Annotated in this window: 18 protein-coding genes and 1 tRNA gene; 2 read left to right on the top strand and 17 right to left on the bottom strand. The window is 64.9% G+C overall.

Annotated elements, in window-relative coordinates; all coding sequences use genetic code 11:
* Positions 1–10: 10 nt before the first annotated feature.
* From nuoH to D5687_RS05150, 17 genes are all read right to left on the bottom strand, one after another.
* On the bottom strand, positions 11–1030 hold the full coding sequence (gene nuoH / locus D5687_RS05230) for an NADH-quinone oxidoreductase subunit NuoH (protein WP_125198745.1): 1020 nt from the start codon (positions 1028–1030) through the stop codon (positions 11–13).
* A gap of 32 nt (positions 1031–1062) precedes the next feature.
* Complete coding sequence (gene nuoG, locus D5687_RS05225; protein WP_125198712.1) at positions 1063–3453, bottom strand: NADH-quinone oxidoreductase subunit NuoG; 2391 nt, start codon at positions 3451–3453, stop codon at positions 1063–1065.
* A gap of 28 nt (positions 3454–3481) precedes the next feature.
* A complete protein-coding gene (gene nuoF, locus D5687_RS05220; RefSeq protein ID WP_125198711.1) occupies positions 3482–4789 on the bottom strand; it encodes an NADH-quinone oxidoreductase subunit NuoF in 1308 nt (435 codons plus the stop codon).
* Between the two features lie 4 nt (positions 4790–4793).
* Positions 4794–5291: an NAD(P)H-dependent oxidoreductase subunit E gene (nuoE, locus tag D5687_RS05215; RefSeq protein ID WP_125198710.1), complete on the bottom strand. Its 498-nt coding sequence runs from the start codon at positions 5289–5291 to the stop codon at positions 4794–4796.
* The gene (locus D5687_RS05210) at positions 5291–6544 is read right to left on the bottom strand and encodes an NADH-quinone oxidoreductase subunit D (protein ID WP_125198709.1); all 1254 of its coding nucleotides are present in this window, start codon (positions 6542–6544) and stop codon (positions 5291–5293) included. The genes nuoE and D5687_RS05210 overlap by 1 nt, the downstream gene beginning before the upstream one ends.
* A 3-nt stretch (positions 6545–6547) precedes the next feature.
* Positions 6548–7243, bottom strand: coding sequence for an NADH-quinone oxidoreductase subunit C (locus D5687_RS05205; RefSeq protein ID WP_125198708.1), 696 nt, complete (start codon positions 7241–7243; stop codon positions 6548–6550).
* A 33-nt stretch (positions 7244–7276) separates the two neighbouring features.
* On the bottom strand, positions 7277–7756 hold the full coding sequence (locus tag D5687_RS05200; RefSeq protein WP_058575719.1) for an NADH-quinone oxidoreductase subunit B family protein: 480 nt from the start codon (positions 7754–7756) through the stop codon (positions 7277–7279).
* Positions 7747–8103 (bottom strand): NADH-quinone oxidoreductase subunit A, encoded by a 357-nt coding sequence (locus tag D5687_RS05195; RefSeq protein ID WP_125198707.1) that lies wholly within the window; start codon positions 8101–8103, stop codon positions 7747–7749. Before D5687_RS05195 ends, D5687_RS05200 begins: the two co-directional genes overlap by 10 nt.
* A 136-nt stretch (positions 8104–8239) precedes the next feature.
* A tRNA-Leu gene (locus D5687_RS05190) sits at positions 8240–8324 on the bottom strand.
* 54 nt (positions 8325–8378) lie between these two features.
* A complete protein-coding gene (gene secG / locus D5687_RS05185) occupies positions 8379–8798 on the bottom strand; it encodes a preprotein translocase subunit SecG (protein WP_125198706.1) in 420 nt (139 codons plus the stop codon).
* Positions 8798–9565: a triose-phosphate isomerase gene (gene tpiA / locus D5687_RS05180; RefSeq protein WP_125198705.1), complete on the bottom strand. Its 768-nt coding sequence runs from the start codon at positions 9563–9565 to the stop codon at positions 8798–8800. The genes secG and tpiA overlap by 1 nt, the downstream gene beginning before the upstream one ends.
* A gap of 127 nt (positions 9566–9692) precedes the next feature.
* The gene (ispF, locus tag D5687_RS05175) at positions 9693–10196 is read right to left on the bottom strand and encodes a 2-C-methyl-D-erythritol 2,4-cyclodiphosphate synthase (RefSeq protein ID WP_192894155.1); all 504 of its coding nucleotides are present in this window, start codon (positions 10194–10196) and stop codon (positions 9693–9695) included.
* Positions 10189–10983: a 2-C-methyl-D-erythritol 4-phosphate cytidylyltransferase gene (gene ispD / locus D5687_RS05170; RefSeq protein WP_125198704.1), complete on the bottom strand. Its 795-nt coding sequence runs from the start codon at positions 10981–10983 to the stop codon at positions 10189–10191. The genes ispF and ispD overlap by 8 nt, the downstream gene beginning before the upstream one ends.
* 78 nt (positions 10984–11061) lie before the next feature.
* A complete protein-coding gene (locus D5687_RS05165) occupies positions 11062–11403 on the bottom strand; it encodes a septum formation initiator family protein (RefSeq protein ID WP_125198703.1) in 342 nt (113 codons plus the stop codon).
* Positions 11404–11521: 118 nt separating this feature from the next.
* Positions 11522–12799: a phosphopyruvate hydratase gene (gene eno, locus D5687_RS05160; protein ID WP_125198702.1), complete on the bottom strand. Its 1278-nt coding sequence runs from the start codon at positions 12797–12799 to the stop codon at positions 11522–11524.
* A 117-nt stretch (positions 12800–12916) separates the two neighbouring features.
* Positions 12917–13765 carry a 3-deoxy-8-phosphooctulonate synthase gene (gene kdsA / locus D5687_RS05155; RefSeq protein ID WP_125198743.1) on the bottom strand — a complete coding sequence of 283 codons (849 nt, stop codon included), beginning with the start codon at positions 13763–13765 and terminating at the stop codon, positions 12917–12919.
* A 2-nt stretch (positions 13766–13767) separates the two neighbouring features.
* Positions 13768–15417 carry a CTP synthase gene (locus D5687_RS05150; protein ID WP_125198701.1) on the bottom strand — a complete coding sequence of 550 codons (1650 nt, stop codon included), beginning with the start codon at positions 15415–15417 and terminating at the stop codon, positions 13768–13770.
* A gap of 233 nt (positions 15418–15650) precedes the next feature.
* On the opposite strand from D5687_RS05150, the gene D5687_RS05145 reads away from it, so the two are divergent.
* Complete coding sequence (locus D5687_RS05145; protein ID WP_158611760.1) at positions 15651–16103, top strand: MarR family winged helix-turn-helix transcriptional regulator; 453 nt, start codon at positions 15651–15653, stop codon at positions 16101–16103.
* 76 nt (positions 16104–16179) lie between these two features.
* Positions 16180–16734: a DUF2062 domain-containing protein gene (locus D5687_RS05140; RefSeq protein WP_125198699.1), complete on the top strand. Its 555-nt coding sequence runs from the start codon at positions 16180–16182 to the stop codon at positions 16732–16734.
* Positions 16735–16815: the final 81 nt, after the last annotated feature.

Here is a 16815-nt window from a genome sequence, read left to right as displayed (position 1 = left end):
CAGGAACCTCTTAGAACCAAGGACCGACTTCGAAGTAGAAGAACGCGCCTTCCACCGCGATCCAGAGGATCGTCACCGGAATGAAGACCTTCCAGCCGAGACGCATGATCTGGTCGTAACGGAAACGCGGGAACGTCGCGCGGAACCAGATGAAGACGAACAGCAGGAACGAGATCTTGAGCAGGAACCAGACGATGCCCGGCACGAAGGCGAACACCGGCTCGAGGAACGTGCCCTGGAACGGCGACAGCCAGCCACCCAGGAACATGACCGCGGTCAGCGCCGAGATCAGGATCATGCTGGCGTATTCGGCGAGCATGAACAGTGCGAAGGCAATGCCCGAATACTCGACGTGGAAGCCCGCGACGATTTCCGATTCACCCTCGGAGATATCGAACGGTGCGCGGTTGGTCTCGGCCACGCCGGAGACGAAGTAGACCACGAACATCGGCAGCAGCGGCAGCCAGTACCAGTGCAGGATGCTGCCCTCCTGGCCGCGCACGATCTCGGAGAGGTTCAGACTGCCGGCCACCATCAACACACCGACCAGCGCAAAGCCCATCGCCAGCTCGTAGGCAACCTTGTGCGCCGCCGAGCGCATGCCGCCGAGCAGCGCGTACTTGGAGTTCGAGGCCCAGCCGGCGAGGATCACGCCATAGACGCCCGCCGCACCGATCGCGAGCACGTACAGCAGACCGGCGTTGATGTCGGCCAGTACCCAGCCGTCGTCAAACGGGATGACCGCCCAGGCCACCAGCGCGGCGACCAGGATCAGGACCGGCGCGAGATAGAAGATGAACTTGTTGGCGACCGTCGGCGTGATCACCTCCTTGAACATCAATTTGAATACGTCGGCGAACGGCTGGAACATCCCGCGCGGCCCGACCCGGTTGGGGCCGATGCGCACGTGCATGTAACCGATCACCTTGCGCTCGGCGAGCGTGAGGTAAGCGACCGCGACCACGATCGGCAGGACGATCACCAGCGTGAGCAGCAGGTGAACGACGAAGTACTGCCACGACGGCGACATCCAGCCGATAACCGGCGAGAGCCATTCGGTGATCATGCGGCGACCTCCACCTGAATTTCGACCTTGCCGGCGCGCGGCGCCAGTTCACCGGCACACACGCCGCTGAACACGACGACGCTGCCCGGTGTGACGCGCGGATCGACACGGATCGGCAACTCGACGCGCACGCCGTCCTGCTCGATCGCCGCAGTCATGTCGTCTGCCCAGCCCTCACGCTCGGCATCGGCCGGATTGACCAGCACATGGTGCTGCAGCTCGGTCTTTTCGGTGGCCTGCAGCGGCGCGGCCCGACGGATCACCGGATCGATGCCGTACATCGCCACCGGCGCAATCCGCTGGTAGCCGCCCTGCCCGGCCTTGGTCGGCAACTCGTAGTGCGCCTCGGCGAGCGACGCGGTCTTGTTCTCGAGCGCCACTTCCTGGCAATGCGTCTGGATCTCGCGACGCACCTCTGTGACCGCCATGTAGTCAAAGCCATTGAGGTCAAGCAGATTGCCCAGCACCCGCAGGATCTTCCAGGCCGGACGCGACTCGCCCAGCGCGCGAACCGCGCCGTTCACCGACTGCCAGCGGCCCTCACCGTTGACCCAGGTGCCGGCCGTTTCGACCGCGGTGCCCATCGGCAACAGCACGTCGGCGTAACGCTTCATCGCCGGGGTGACGTAACTGGTGATGGCGACCACGCAACCGGCCTGTTCCAGCCGATCGATGGCGGCCTGACCGGCGGCCGAATCGAATTCCGGCTCGATGCCCTGCAGGATCATCGCCTCGCAGGGTTCGACCAGCATGTCGGCGGCGTTGCGGCCGTGCCCGACGGCATCGGCACCACCGGCGGCACGGTGAGGCACCGCACCGGCGAGCCAGGCACCGGCGGCGTTGCCACCCTGTGAGACGATACCCAGCTGGACGCCGGTCAGCCGCGCCAGCTCGGCGGCCACGGCGCGCAGCGCGGCGAATTCGGGGGCGTTCTGTGCCACGGCACCCAGGAAGATCGCGCCCTTCTCGGCGTCCTTGAGTTCGGCGACGATCGCCGCGGCGTCATCGATCTGGGCGACCGGTTGGTCGGACAGATTGGACGGGATCTCGCCACCGGCGGCCTTGAGCAGTGCCAGCAGGCTACCCAGCTCGCCACCTTCCGCCACCCGGCTCGGGGCCTGGCGCGCCGGGAAGGTCAGATCCTGCTCGTAGGGATGGATCAGGGTGATCCGCGCCTGGTTGTTCAATGCGGTCTGGCGCAGGCGGTGGGCGAACAGCGGGACCTCTTCGCGTACCGCCATACCGACGGTCACGGCCGCGTTCAGATCCGCGATCGCCGGGATGTCCATGCCCAGCCACGGCATGACCGGGTCGTCGGCGTCACCGGAGAAGTCGGTCTGGCGCAGACGGTGATCGATGTTGTTCGAGCCCATGCCACGGACGATGCGCGCGGTCAGGTACTGCTCCTCGAGGCTCGCGTTGGCCGAGATCAGCGCGCCGAGTGATGCCGGCCCCTGTTGGTTGACGATCTCCTGAATGCCCTGGGCGGCAGCCTCGAGTGCTTCTTCCCAGCTCGTGGCAACCCACTCGCCATCGCGCTTGACCATCGGCCGGGTCAGACGATCGTCGGTGAACAGGCCAGTGTAGGCGTAGCGATCGCGGTCGGCGATCCAGGTCTCGTTGACCGCGTCGTTGTCACGCGGAACGGTGCGCATCACCCGCCCTTCGCGGGTGTGGATGTAGAGGTTCGAGCCGAAGGCATCATGCGTGGACAGGTGCTTGTGCTGCACCAGTTCCCAGGGACGATGCGTGTAGCGCGACGGCTTGGCCGTCAGCGCGCCGACCGGGCACAGGTCGATGACGTTACCCGAGAGCTCGGAGGTCACGCTCTTGGAGATGTAGGTACCGATCTCCATCTGATCGGTACGACCGGTCGCGCCCAGCTCCTTCAGGCCCGCGATCTCCTCGCCGAACCGCACACAGCGGGTGCAGTGAATGCAGCGGGTCATGTCGGTCGCGATCAGCGGACCGATGTCCTTGTCCTTGACCACGCGCTTGGCCTCGGAGTACTGACCGACGCCCTCGCCGTAGCCCATGGCCACATCCTGGAGCTCGCACTCGCCGCCCTGATCGCAGATCGGGCAGTCGAGCGGGTGGTTGATCAACAGGAACTCCATGGTCGAGCGCTGGGCGCTGATCGCCTTGGGGCTGCGCGTGGAGACCTTCATGCCCTCGGAAATCGGCGTCGAACAGGCCGGCAACGGCTTGGGCGCGCGTTCGACCTCCACCAGGCACATGCGGCAGTTGGCCGCGATCGACAGCTTGCGGTGATAACAGAAGCGCGGGATGTTGATCCCCGCCTTGTCCGTCACCTCGATCAGCATGTCCCCCGGGTTGCCCTGGAGGGTCATGCCGTCGACTTCAAAGGTAATCTGCTCGTCACTCATACCTGGAAACCTGATTGCACGGCCGGCCTTAGGCCGCCTGGGATGCGCGGTCGACCATGCTGTGGCCGTGCTTGATGTAGTACTCGAATTCCGGACGGAAGTGCTTGATAAAGCTCCGTACCGGCGTGGCGGCGGCATCGCCGAAGGCGCAGATGGTGCGCCCCTCGATCTTGCTCGCCACGTCGTCGAGACGGTCGAGATCCTCGAGCGTGCCCTTGCCGTCGATGATCCGGTTGAGCATGCGGAACAGCCAGCCGGTGCCTTCACGGCACGGCGTGCACTGGCCACAGGATTCCTTGTAATAGAACTGCGCCACGCGACGCAGCGCCTTGACCATGCAGGTGTCCTCGTCCATGACAATCAACCCGCCCGAGCCCAGGAACGTGCCCGACTTGGCGATCGAGTCGTAATCCATGTTGGTCTCGAGCATGATCTCGCCCGGGATGACCGGCGACGAGGTGCCGCCCGGAATCACGGCCTTGCATTTCTTGCCCCCGCGCATGCCGCCGGCCATTTCCAGCAGGTCGGCGAACGGCGTGCCCATGGGGATCTCGAACACGCCCGGCTTGTTGACGTGACCGGAGACCGACCAGATCTTCACCCCGCCACTGTTGGGCACGCCCAGATCGGCGAACCACTGGCCGCCATTGCGCATAATCGCCGGCACGGACGACAGCGTCTCGGTGTTGTTGACCGTGGTCGGCCGACCGTACAGGCCGAAGTTGGCCGGGAACGGCGGCTTGAAGCGTGGCTGGCCCTTCTTGCCCTCGAGCGATTCGAGCAGCGCGGTCTCCTCGCCACAGATGTACGCCCCGGCACCGAGCGAACCGTAGAGGTCGAAGTCGATGCCAGACCCCTGGATGTTCTCGCCCAGCACGCCGTACTCGTAGGCCTCGCGCACGGCCTGTTCGAAGCGCTCGAACACCAGGTCCGAGAACTCGCCGCGCATGTAGTTGTAGCCCTTGGTCGCGCCGATGGAGTAGCCGGCGATCGCCATGCCCTCGACCAGCGCATGCGGGTTATTCATCAAGATCTGGCGATCCTTGAAGGTGCCCGGCTCGGACTCATCCGAGTTGCAAACGATGTACTTCTGCCCCGGGGCATTACGCGGCATGAACGACCACTTGAGCCCGGTCGGGAAGCCGGCGCCGCCGCGGCCACGCAGATTCGAGGTCTTGACCTCCTCGATGATCAGCGCGGGGTCGGTCTTTTCCTCGAGGATCTTCTTCCAGGCCTGGTAGCCGCCGGAGGCGAGGTAGGCCTCCAACGACCACGGCTGCTCGTGTTCGAGCGTGGCGAAGCAGACCGGGGTGGAACTGACGTAATTGAAACTCATGGCGTCAATCCAGCTTGTCGAGAATCTCGTCCACCTTCTCGGGTGTCAGATTCTCGTAGTAAACGTGATCGACCTGCATCATCGGACCGCCGCCGCAGGCCGCCAGGCATTCCTCTTCCTTCTTCAGCAGGATCCGGCCGTCGGGCGTGGACTCGCCGGTCTTGATGCCGAGCTTTTTCTCGCAGTGGTCGACAATCTCGTCGGAACCCATCAGCGAGCAAGCAATGTTGGTGCAGACCGAGACGTGATGGCGCCCGCAGGGCTTGGTCTCGATCATGGAATAGAACGAGGCGACCTCGTAGACCGAGATCGGCTCCATCCCGAGGTACTCGGCGATCGCGTCCATCAGATCGACGGTGACGTGACCGTCGTTCTGGTGCTGCGCAATCCGCAGCGCGGCCAGCGAGGCAGACTGCTTCTGGTCCTCGGGGTAGCGCGCGAGCCAGCCGTCGATTTCCTCGCGGCTGTGATCGGTCAACAGGTGGAGTTTGCTCTCGGTCATCAGCGGTCGACCTCTCCGAATACGATGTCCTGGGTGCCGATGATTGCCACGACGTCGGCCAGCATGTGGCCGCGTGACATCTCGTCGAGACCCGACAGGTGGGCAAAGCCCGGCGCACGAATCTTGAGGCGGTACGGCTTGTTGGCCCCGTCGGAAACCAGGTAGATGCCGAATTCGCCCTTCGGGTGCTCCACGGCGGCATAGGCCTCGCCGCGCGGGAGGGTATACCCCTCCGTGAACAGCTTGAAGTGGTGAATCAGCGATTCCATGTCCGCCTTCACCTCCTCGCGCCGCGGCGGGACGACCTTGTGGTCGTCGGCCATCACCGGCCCCGGGTTCTTGCGCAACCAGTCGATGCACTGGCGGATGATGCGGTTGGACTGGCGCATCTCCTCGACGCGCACCAGGTAACGGTCGTAGCAATCACCGTTCTTTCCCACCGGGATGTCGAAGTCGAGCTGGTCGTAGACAGCATACGGCTGGTGCTTGCGCAGGTCCCATTCGACGCCCGAACCGCGCAGCATTGGGCCGGTAAAGCCCATCTGCAGCGCCCGCTCCTTGCTGACGACGCCAATGTCGACCGTCCGCTGCTTCCAGATACGGTTGTCGGTCAGCAGGGTCTCGTACTCGTCGACGTACTTCGGGAAACGTTCGGTGAAGTCCTCGAGGAAGTCGAGCAGCGATCCCTGGCGCGCCTCGTTCATGCGATTGACTTCACGCTCGCTGTGCCACTTGGATGCCTGGTACTTGGGCATCGAGTCCGGCAAGTCGCGCGCGACACCGCCCGGGCGGTAGTAGGTGGCGTGCAGGCGGGCACCCGAGACCGCCTCGTAGCAGTCCATCAGGTCCTCGCGCTCGCGGAAGGCGTACAGGAACACCGCCATCGCACCGATGTCGAGCGCGTGGGCGCCCAGCCACAGCAGGTGATTCAGGATGCGGGTGATCTCGTCGAACATCACCCGGATGTACTGGGCGCGCTCGGGGATCTCCAGATCCAGCAACTGCTCGATGGCGCGCACGTAGGCGTGCTCGTTACACATCATCGAGACGTAGTCGAGCCGGTCCATGTAGCCGATCGACTGGTTGTAGGGCTTGCTCTCGGCGAGCTTCTCGGTCGCGCGGTGCAGCAGGCCGATATGCGGGTCGGCACGAACGACGGTCTCGCCGTCCATCTCGAGCACCAGGCGCAGCACGCCGTGGGCCGACGGGTGCTGGGGACCGAAATTCAGGGTGTAGTTGGCGATTTCCGGCATCTATCAGCCCTCGTCGAGGTCAATGTAGCGGCTGTCGTCACGGTGCACCTTCGGCACCAGCACACGAGGCTCGATCGAAACCGGCTCGTAGACCACCCGCTGCTTCTCGTCGTCGTAACGCACCTCGACATGCCCGATCAGCGGGAAGTCCTTGCGGAACGGATGGCCGACGAAGCCGTAGTCCGTCAGGATTCGCCGCAGGTCCGGGTGGCCGTCGAACAGGATGCCGAACAGGTCGAACGCCTCGCGCTCGAACCAGTTCAGACCGGCCCACACCGACACCACCGACGGCACCGCCGGGGCCTCGTCGTCCGGGCAATAGACCCGCACACGCAGGCGCCAGTTGTGGGTGTACGAAAGCAGGTGGGCGACCACGGCAAAGCGCGGTCGGCCCAGGTCACCCAGGTCCGGCTCGTCGCCGAACTTGAGCCAGCCGCTGGTATTCGGCTCGACACCGCGGCTGTAACCGGTGTAGGAAACCGTCTCTTCACCGGCCCATTCATCGCGACCGTACTCGAGGTAGTCGACGCCGCACAGATCGACGCACTGCTCGAAACGCGTCGCCTCGCTCGACTCGAGCCGCTCGGCGACTTCGCGCCAGTGCTTGGCCTCGACCTGGATGGTGAGCTCACCACGGTCGAAGGTCTGATCGACGATGTACTCGCCGATGGTTTCCTTGAGGGCCGTTTGCAGGTTCATGAATGAGGCTACCCCTGTGCTTGCCGGTACCCGTCAGGCACGCGCAATGGTGTTGGTGCGACGGATCTTGTTCTGCAACTGGATGATTCCGTACAAGAGTGCCTCGGCCGTCGGCGGGCACCCGGGCACGTAGATGTCGACCGGCACGATCCGATCACAGCCACGCACCACGGAATAGGAGTAGTGGTAGTAGCCCCCACCATTGGCGCAGGAGCCCATGGAAATCACCCAGCGCGGCTCGGCCATCTGGTCGTAGACCTTGCGCAGTGCGGGGGCCATCTTGTTGACCAGGGTGCCGGCCACGATCATCACGTCGGACTGACGCGGACTCGGGCGGAACACCACGCCGAAGCGATCGAGGTCGTAACGGGCCGCGCCGGCATGCATCATTTCGACGGCACAGCAGGCCAGGCCGAAGGTCATCGGCCAGAGCGAGCCGGTGCGGGCCCAGTTGATCAGCTTGTCGGCCGACGTGGTGACGAAGCCCTTCTCAAGAACGCCTTCTACTCCCATTCCAGCGCCCCCTTCTTCCACTCGTAAATGAAGCCGATCACGAGCACGCCCAGAAAAATGGCCATGGCCGCGAGCCCGAAGCCGCCGATGTCCTCGAGCGCAACGGCCCAGGGAAACAGGAAGGCGATCTCCAGATCGAAGATGATGAACAGGATGGCGACCAGGTAGTAGCGGATGTCGAACTTCATGCGCGCGTCCTCGAAGGGCGCGAAACCGCACTCGTACGCATCCAGCTTGGCCGCATCCGGCCGGTTGGGTGCCAACACCTGACCAATGACCAGAAGACCCAGGGAGAACAGGGTGGCCACACCGAAGAAGATCAGGATGGGAATGTAGCCTTCAAGCATCTGACACCCTCTTGCTCGAAACCCGGCCGGGTCGATCCCGGCCGATTTTTTCTGCGCGTTCGACCGCCTTGCGCGCACCGGGAGAAATCACCACGGGAACGTACAAGAATAACGAATCGAACCGGAAAAGTGTGTTTGGTGCGGACGGTGGGACTCGAACCCACACGGCTTTCGCCACTACCCCCTCAAGATAGCGTGTCTACCAGTTCCACCACGTCCGCTTTGGTTGTCACCGGATCATCGCTTGATCCGGTCGTAACGGCGTTTGACTGCCGTTACTGTCCGGGCACATCCGACGGCGATTGGGTGCTGCCGTCTTCCTGCCCAGAGGGTGCCGCCGAGTTCGAGGATGGGACGTCGGTCGGCGTGCCTGCCGGCTTGTCGGACGGGGTGCGTCCGCCTTGCTCTGGCGCGTTTCCACTCTCGGAAACGGGTGCAGAATCTACCACGCTCGAGGGCTCCTGGGAAGTGTTAATCACGTAGGCAAGCAACAAACTGGTGCCAAAAAAGGCCACCACCATCCACCCAGTCACTTTCTGCAGGGTGTTTGCCGGCCCACGCGCCCCATGAACGGTGCCAGACGCGCCCGAACCGAACGCAGCGCCGGCATCCGCGCCCTTGCCATGCTGGATCAACACAAGCCCGATCAGGGCCAGACCCAGCAGCACGTGGATGATGATTACGAATGTGGTCATTACTTACCTACCGTGTCCGCCGCGGCGCGGCAGATTCCCAGAAAGTCCTCGGCCTTGAGCGACGCCCCGCCGATCAGGCCGCCGTCGATGTCCGGCTGTGCGAGTAGATCGGCCGCGTTGCCGGGTTTCATCGAGCCACCGTACTGAATGCGCACCGACTGGGCGATGCCCGCGTCGTGGTCGGCCAACTGACCACGGATGAACGCGTGAACGGCCTGTGCCTGCTCCGGCGAGGCCGTCCGGCCGGTGCCGATCGCCCAGACGGGCTCGTAGGCAATCACGATCCGATCAAAGGCCTGGATGCCGTTGCCACTGATCACGGCGGCCAGCTGACGACGCACCACCGCCTCGGTTTCGTCTGCTTCGCGCTCTTCAAGCGTCTCGCCGACGCAGAGGATCGGTGTGAGCCCTGCTGCCAGCGCGGCCTTGACCTTCGCGCTGACAATCTCGTCGGTCTCGCCGTACATGGCGCGACGTTCGGAGTGACCGATGATCACGTAACGCGCCCCCACGTCGGCCAGCATCGGCGCGGCGACTTCGCCGGTAAACGCGCCATTGTCGTGTTCGGAACAGTTCTGCGCGCCGACATCCAACGCGGTGGAGTCGGCCAGGCGGGCGACCTGCGGCACAAAGACGAACGGCGGGCAGACGGCAACGTCGATGCCTTCGAGCTGCGGCATGCCGTCAAGCAGGCCCAGCACCAGCGACTCGTTGTCGGCCAGCGCGCCATTGAGCTTCCAGTTTCCTACGACGATCGGTTTACGCATCCGATGGTTCCACTTGAAATGTTCGAGAGTCAGTTATCGAAATCGGTTGCCCCGGCGCGCGGCGACGCGAGTTGCGCGCACCGCCCCGGGAAACGGGCGACAAGACTACTTGGCCGCCCCCCATAAATCAATCCGCCCGGGGCGTGCGCGACAGCATGGCGACCGCCTCGGCGGCGATACCCTCACCCCGTCCGGTAAAGCCGAGTTTCTCCGAGGTCGTCGCCTTGACGTTTACCTGCTCGGTCGACCAGCCGCCGGCCGCCGCGATCGACTCACGCATGGGGTTGATCCACGGCGCAAGCTTCGGTGCCTGCGCAATCACGGTCGCATCGACATTAACCAGCTGCCAACCGCCCTGCTCGAGCAGCTCGACCACCCGGCGCAGCAAGTCCCGGCTGTCGGCCCCCGCCCAGGCAGGGTCCATGTCCGGAAAATGCCAGCCGATATCGCCGAGCCCGGCCCCGCCCAACAAGGCATCGCAGATCGCATGCAGCAGGACGTCACCGTCGGAATGCGCCCGAAAGCCTCGTTCAAAGGGAATGCGGCAACCGCCGATCCAGAGGTGATCGCCCGGCTCGAAGGCATGCACGTCGAAGCCGTGACCGATACGCAGCGAGAAGGGATCAATCATCGAGCACCCCCTGCCGCCGGAGGATCGCCCGGGCAATGCCGAGATCCTCCGGGTGGGTAATCTTGAGGTTGTCCGTGCCGGCGTCCACGGCCAGCGGCGACAGGCCCAGGCGTTCGAGCGCCGAGGCCTCGTCGGTGATCTCCGCCCCTGCGCCCAACCCCTGCTCGATCGCCTCGAGCAGCACGCCCACCGGGAACAGCTGCGGGGTCAAGGCATGGCGCAGTACGCGGCGGTCAACGGTCTCCACCACCCGACCCTCCGCATCGACACGCTTGATGGTGTCGCGCACAGGCGCGGTCAACAGTGCACCGTCCGGGTAGCGAGCGGCAGACAGCAGGCGGCGCAGGTCCCCCGGCGCCACGCAAGGCCGCGCGGCGTCATGCACCATCACCCACTCCCCCAGCCCATCGGCCGGTTCGTGCCGCTGGCCGGGCGAGAGACTCGCCCAGCGATCACGAAACAGGGCCAGCCCGTTGCGCACGCTCAACGCACGCGTGGCACCGCCATCGACGCGATGAATCGGCACGCCGGCCACATGCAACGCCTGCAGCGTGCCCTCGGGGACCTGCTCGCCGGTGACCAGCACCACCCCGGCCAGTCCCGGCAGATCTGCAAACCGCGACAGGGTCACCTCCAGCACGGAACGCTCGCCCAGGCTCAGGTACTGCTTGGGTGTCTCGCTCCCCATGCGACGGCCGAAGCCGGCCGCGGGCACGACCAGCCACCAGCGTCCCGCCTCGGCCGGAGTCGCCGCGGCGGGCGGCAAGGTGGTGGTGGCGACGTTCATCGCCCTACTCGACCTGACAGTGCACAAACCTCGACGGACACGGGGAAACGCAACGACCGTGATCGATTCATCGATGCATCACTCGCCGATCGAGGGAGACGTCACGCGGATCGGGTCCACCGCGGGCGGGGTGATGGTATCGGGGCGAACCCCTTCGACCACCTGGTAGAAACGCTCGTCCTCGCGAACCAGCCCCAACGTCAGCCGCGCCTGTGCCTCGACGGCATCCACGCCCTCCCGCAGGCTGCCCACCTCGGCCGCCAGGGTCTCGTTACGCCGCTCTAGACGGGTCTGTTCGGCCTGCAAGGACTCCAGGCGCTCCTGCTTGGCATTCACCTCGCCCACGGAGGCCTCGCTGAACCAGACCCGCCATTGCAGACCGGCGACCATCAACAACAGAATGACGGTCAGAAGGCGCACAAGACGCTCAATTCCGTCGATGGCACCGCATTCACCACGTCCCGAGAGGGTTCGCTGCACGGCACCGATGGAATGAAAGGCATCTGGTCAGTGCGTCCCGAAGGCCTAAGCCGAGGCCTTACTGACCGAAGGCCGCGCGACCCGGGAAGCGAGCCTTGTCGCCAAGGCGCTCCTCGATACGCAGCAGCTGGTTGTACTTGGCGATCCGGTCGGAGCGCGACAGCGAGCCGGTCTTGATCTGGCCGGCGTTGGTCGCCACGGCCAGATCCGCAATGGTGGTGTCCTCGGTCTCGCCGGAACGGTGAGAGACGACGTTGGTGTAGCCGTTCTCCTGCGCCAGACGCATGGCTGCCAGGGTCTCGGTCAGGGTGCCGATCTGGTTGACCTTCACCAGCATGGAGTTGGCGATCTTGCGCTCGATGCCTTCGCGCAGGATCTTCTCGTTGGTGACGAACAGGTCGTCGCCGACCAGCTGGCACTTGTCGCCCAGTCGCTCGGTCAAGAGCGCCCAGCCGTCCCAGTCGTCTTCGGCCATGCCGTCCTCGATCGAGAGGATCGGATACTTCTCGACCCATTCGGCCAGCAGGTCGACCATGCCGGCGGAATCCAGGGTGCGGTTCTCACCGCTCAGGACGTACTTGCCGTCCTTGATGTATTCGGAGCTCGCCGCGTCCAGGCCGAGGAACACGTCCTTGCCCGGGGTGTAGCCGGCCTTCTCGATCGCTTCCATGATCGCCTCGATCGCCGCCTCGTTGGACGGCAGGTCCGGGGCGAAGCCGCCCTCATCGCCAACGGCGGTCGACAGGCCGCGCGTGGCCAGCACCTGCTTGAGGGCATGGAATACCTCGACGCCGTAGCGCAGGGCCTCGGAGAAGCTCGGCGCGCCGGCCGGGATGATCATGAACTCCTGCATGTCGATGGAGTTGTCGGCGTGCTCGCCGCCGTTGATGATGTTCATCATCGGCACCGGCAGGGTCACGGCCGCCTCGCCACCGAGGTAGGAGAACAGCGGCTCGCTGCGCTCGAGCGCACCCGCCTGCGCGGCGGCCAGCGAGACGGCGAGGATGGCGTTCGCGCCCAGACGCGACTTGTTCTCGGTGCCATCGAGCTCGATCATCTTGTTGTCGATGTCGGCCAGCGAGTGCACGTTCATGCCCTTGACGGCGTCATTGATCTCGCCGTTGACGTTGGCGACCGCACGGGTCACGCCCTTGCCGAGGAACCGGCTCTTATCGCCGTCACGCAGCTCGATCGCCTCGCGGGCGCCGGTGGAGGCGCCGGAGGGTACGATCGCCCGGCCCACGATACCGCCGGCCAGATGAACCTCGGCCTCGACGGTCGGGTTGCCGCGTGAATCGATGACTTCGCGTGCGTGCACTCGCTCAATGGCTGCCATGCAGTGTTCTCCTGACTATATGTTCGATTTGGATCGGATGCGGACCGGCGCCTTTCGCGCCCGGCCCTGTATTCGTTTGTCGGCCGCCCTGCCGTTTGGGGACGGCACTCGTTCGACTCAGTCCGTCAGACCCAGCCGCGCGTTCTCCGGGAAGCCCGAGGCCTTGACCGTACGATCGAGCGTGGTCAGCGTCAGCAGCAGGTCGGCCATCTCATCGAGCGGCCAGGCATTCGGCCCGTCGGAAAGCGCCTTGGCCGGGTCCGGGTGCGTTTCCATGAACAGGCCCGACACACCGGCCGCCACCGCGGCGCGCGCCAGCACCGGCACGAATTCGCGCTGACCGCCTGACGCCTTGCCCTGCCCGCCCGGCTGCTGGACCGAGTGGGTGGCGTCGAAGACCACCGGCGCCCCGGTCTGGCGCATGATCGCCAGGCCGCGCATGTCGGAAACCAGCGTGTTGTAGCCGAAGGACACGCCGCGCTCGCACACCATCACCTGGTCGTTGCCGACCGCACGGGCCTTCTCGACCACGTTGGCCATGTCCCAGGGCGCGAGGAACTGGCCCTTCTTGATGTTCACCGGCTTGCCCTGGCGGGCGACGTTCTGGATGAAATTCGTCTGACGGCAGAGGAAGGCCGGCGTCTGCAGCACGTCGACCACCGACGCGACCTCCTCCAGCGGCGTGTCCTCGTGGACGTCGGTCAGCACCGGCAGACCGAATTCGCGCTTGACGTCCTCGAGGATCGCCAGCCCCTTCTCCAGCCCCGGCCCACGGAAGCTTTCCGTGGAGGAACGGTTCGCCTTGTCGAAGGAACTCTTGTAGATCAGCCGGATACCGGCGGTTTCTGCCATTTCCTTCAAGCGACCGGCCGTTTCCTGCGCCAGGTCGGCCGACTCGATCACGCAGGGGCCGGCGATCAGGAACAGCGGCTGGTCCAGTCCGACCTCGAAATCCAAGAGCTTCATCGTCATGCGTCGTCCAGGGCCTCGGCCTTGCCCACTCGTTGGGCATGGGCCGCGTTGACAAAGGCGACGAACAGCGGATGGCCGTCGCGCGGCGTGGAACGGAATTCCGGGTGGAACTGGCAGGCGAAGAAGAACGGGTGATCCGGCAACTCGACCGTCTCGACCAGCTCGTTCTCCGCCGACCAGCCGGCGAATACCAGCCCGGCCTCGGAGAGCGCCTTCTGGTAACCGTTGTTGAATTCGTAGCGATGGCGATGCCGCTCGCTGATCTCGCCCTGCCCGTAGATGCGGTGTGCCAGCGTGCCCGGCTCGATGCGGCAGCGTTGCGCGCCCAGGCGCATGGTGCCGCCCATGTCGACGTCCTCGCCCCGCTCGATGAGGTTGCCCTCCTCGTCGCGCCATTCGGTGATCAGCGCGATCACCGGATTCTCCGTGTCGCGATCGAATTCGGTCGAGTGAGCACCCTCGAGGCCGGCGACGTGGCGGGCGTATTCGATCACGGCCACCTGCATCCCAAGGCAGATGCCCAGGTAGGGCTTGCCGGACTCGCGAGCAAAGCGAACCGCCGCGATCTTGCCCTCGACCCCGCGCGAACCGAAGCCGCCGGGGACCAGGATCGCGTCCATGCCCTCGAGACGGGACACGCCGTCGTGCTCGAAGGACTCGGAGTCGAAGTAATGGATGTTCACCCGCGTGCGGGTCTGGATACCGGCGTGCAGCAGCGCCTCGTTGACGCTCTTGTAGGCATCCACGAGGTCGACGTACTTGCCTACCATGGCGATATCGACGATGCGGTCGGGCTTGGTCTGTGCCTCGACCACCCGGTCCCACTCGGTAAGATCGGCCGGGCCGGCGCTCAGGTGCAGCTTGCGCAGGACGGTCTCGTCGAGTTTCTGTGCGTGCAGCAGGCGCGGGATGCGATAGATCGTGTCGGCATCGATCGACGAGATCACCGCGTCGTGCTCGACGTTGGTGAACAGGGCGATCTTGCGTCGCTCCTCTTCCGGCAGCGGCACCTCGGCACGACAGACGAGGATGTCTGGCTGGATGCCGATCGAGCGTAGCTCCTTGACCGAGTGCTGCGTCGGCTTGGTCTTGACCTCGCCCGCGGCCTTGATGAACGGCACCAGCGTCAGGTGCATGAAGATGGCACGATCGCGGCCCATCTCCACGCCCAGCTGACGGATCGCCTCGAGAAACGGCAGGGACTCGATATCGCCGACGGTGCCGCCGATTTCGATCAATGCGACGTCGTAGCCCTTGGAGCCCTCGACCACCCGACGCTTGATCTCGTCGGTGACGTGCGGGATGACCTGGACGGTGCCACCCAAATAGTCGCCACGCCGTTCACGACGGATGACGGTCTCGTAGACCCGCCCGGTGGTGAAATTGTTGCGTCGACCGACCGGGGAGCGCACGAAGCGCTCGTAGTGACCCAGATCGAGATCCGTCTCCGCGCCGTCGTCGGTGACGAACACCTCGCCGTGCTGGAAGGGGCTCATCGTGCCCGGGTCGACGTTGATGTAGGGATCAAGCTTCATCAGCGTCACACGCAGCCCGCGCGACTCGAGCAGCGCGCCCAGCGAGGCGGCGGCGATTCCCTTGCCCAGTGACGAGACGACCCCACCGGTAACGAAGACGAACTTGGTCATTAACGAACCATTTCCAGACGAAGTAAAAGGCGGACCGACGGGCCCCGTTTCAAGGGCGGAATGGTACCGCAAACGCCCTGCAGCGGCAATCTATCCGCCCAGTCCGAGATGCCCCGCGGCCGGCCAGGGCCGGCGACGCTCCCCCACCCCAACCCGAATCAGCGGGATGGCCAAAACGCCCGAGTAATGCGACCATACGGATGTTTAATTCCCATGACAGCCGGCACCAGCCCATGACCCAATCTTTCGATCCGGTCCAGCAACGCGAAGACGAAATCACTCGTCTGGTATTCGACGTCTCCAGGCTGTGGCGCGTGCAGGTCAACGACACCTTAAGCGAATTCGATCTGACCGCCTCGGCCTGGGCCGTCTTGCGCATCCTGCGTGACGAGGGCGAAGGCCGCACGCAGAAGGAACTCGCCGGCGAGCTGGCCATCGAAGGGCCAACGCTGGTCAAACTGCTCGATGGCCTGGAAAAAGGCAACTGGATCGAGCGGCGGATCTCCGAATCGGACCGTCGCGCCAAGACCATCTGGCTCAAACCCGACGCCCATGCACGCATCGAGGCCGCCGACCAGGCCCTCGCTCGCTTCCGCCACCGGGTGCTCGGTGAGTTGACCGACGAGGAGAAACGCGACTACATGACACTGAGCCGCAAGGTGCGGGACCTGCTCAAGAGTCTTTGAGTGACGCGGCACAACGGTCGCCGCCATTCACGGGCAACGCCGGCGAGCCGCCAAGCCGACGTCTGACGAGGCCAGAATGCCACGCAAGTTCTTTCGTCGACTGACACCCAATCGCCAGCGGATCGTTAACCAGCCGTTCCTGCGCCCGGTGGCGCAGTTCCTCGGCGATCCGAACCTCTGGCACCTCAACCGCCGCTCGGTTTCCGGCGGTGTCGCCCTCGGTCTGTTTCTCGCCTTCATTCCGCTGCCGGGCCAGATGCTGATCGCGGCCGTGGGGGCCATCGCCATGCGGGTCAACATCGCCCTGGCGGTCGCGCTCGTCTGGACCACCAACCCGGTCACCATCCCGCCACTGCTCTGGCTTGCCTACCAGATTGGCGCCATGCTCACCGGCGCGGCACTGGCCCCGCCGACCGGCGAGATGAGCGTCGGCTATGCCATGAGCCAGTTGCCCGCGATCTGGCTGCCGCTGGGCGTTGGGCTGCTCACCCTGTCGTTCGTCAGCGCGCTGCTCGGCTTTACCATCATCCGCGTGCTCTGGCGCATCAATATCTCGATCCACAAGCGCCGTCGCCGCGCCCAGCGTTTTCTGCGTCTGCGCCAATCCCAGCGCGACTCGCGCAAGCACTGACCCCGCGCCCCCCCTCCTTGCGGGGGCTCTACGTTATACTCCCGCTCAAAAGGAAGGTCCGCACGAATAGCCAATGCTTCT

The sequence above is a fragment of the Guyparkeria sp. SCN-R1 genome, assembly GCF_003932495.1.
Classification (GTDB): domain Bacteria; phylum Pseudomonadota; class Gammaproteobacteria; order Halothiobacillales; family Halothiobacillaceae; genus Guyparkeria.
The sequence above is the reverse complement of the archived record's forward strand: the minus strand, read 5'-3'. Positions and strand labels throughout refer to the sequence as shown.

Bases quoted from the DNA above. Each gene is read 5' to 3' on its own strand.
- nuoH (WP_125198745.1), bottom strand. From the start codon at position 1,030: ATGTCGCCGTCGTGGCAGTACTTCGTCGTTCACCTGCTGCTCACGCTG.
- nuoG (WP_125198712.1), bottom strand. From the start codon at position 3,453: ATGAGTGACGAGCAGATTACCTTTGAAGTCGACGGCATGACCCTCCAG.
- nuoF (WP_125198711.1), bottom strand. From the start codon at position 4,789: ATGAGTTTCAATTACGTCAGTTCCACCCCGGTCTGCTTCGCCACGCTC.
- nuoE (WP_125198710.1), bottom strand. From the start codon at position 5,291: ATGACCGAGAGCAAACTCCACCTGTTGACCGATCACAGCCGCGAGGAA.
- D5687_RS05210 (WP_125198709.1), bottom strand. From the start codon at position 6,544: ATGCCGGAAATCGCCAACTACACCCTGAATTTCGGTCCCCAGCACCCG.
- D5687_RS05205 (WP_125198708.1), bottom strand. From the start codon at position 7,243: ATGAACCTGCAAACGGCCCTCAAGGAAACCATCGGCGAGTACATCGTC.
- D5687_RS05200 (WP_058575719.1), bottom strand. From the start codon at position 7,756: ATGGGAGTAGAAGGCGTTCTTGAGAAGGGCTTCGTCACCACGTCGGCC.
- D5687_RS05195 (WP_125198707.1), bottom strand. From the start codon at position 8,103: ATGCTTGAAGGCTACATTCCCATCCTGATCTTCTTCGGTGTGGCCACC.
- secG (WP_125198706.1), bottom strand. From the start codon at position 8,798: ATGACCACATTCGTAATCATCATCCACGTGCTGCTGGGTCTGGCCCTG.
- tpiA (WP_125198705.1), bottom strand. From the start codon at position 9,565: ATGCGTAAACCGATCGTCGTAGGAAACTGGAAGCTCAATGGCGCGCTG.
- ispF (WP_192894155.1), bottom strand. From the start codon at position 10,196: ATGATTGATCCCTTCTCGCTGCGTATCGGTCACGGCTTCGACGTGCAT.
- ispD (WP_125198704.1), bottom strand. From the start codon at position 10,983: ATGAACGTCGCCACCACCACCTTGCCGCCCGCCGCGGCGACTCCGGCC.
- eno (WP_125198702.1), bottom strand. From the start codon at position 12,799: ATGGCAGCCATTGAGCGAGTGCACGCACGCGAAGTCATCGATTCACGC.
- kdsA (WP_125198743.1), bottom strand. From the start codon at position 13,765: ATGAAGCTCTTGGATTTCGAGGTCGGACTGGACCAGCCGCTGTTCCTG.
- D5687_RS05150 (WP_125198701.1), bottom strand. From the start codon at position 15,417: ATGACCAAGTTCGTCTTCGTTACCGGTGGGGTCGTCTCGTCACTGGGC.
- D5687_RS05145 (WP_158611760.1), top strand. From the start codon at position 15,651: ATGACCCAATCTTTCGATCCGGTCCAGCAACGCGAAGACGAAATCACT.
- D5687_RS05140 (WP_125198699.1), top strand. From the start codon at position 16,180: ATGCCACGCAAGTTCTTTCGTCGACTGACACCCAATCGCCAGCGGATC.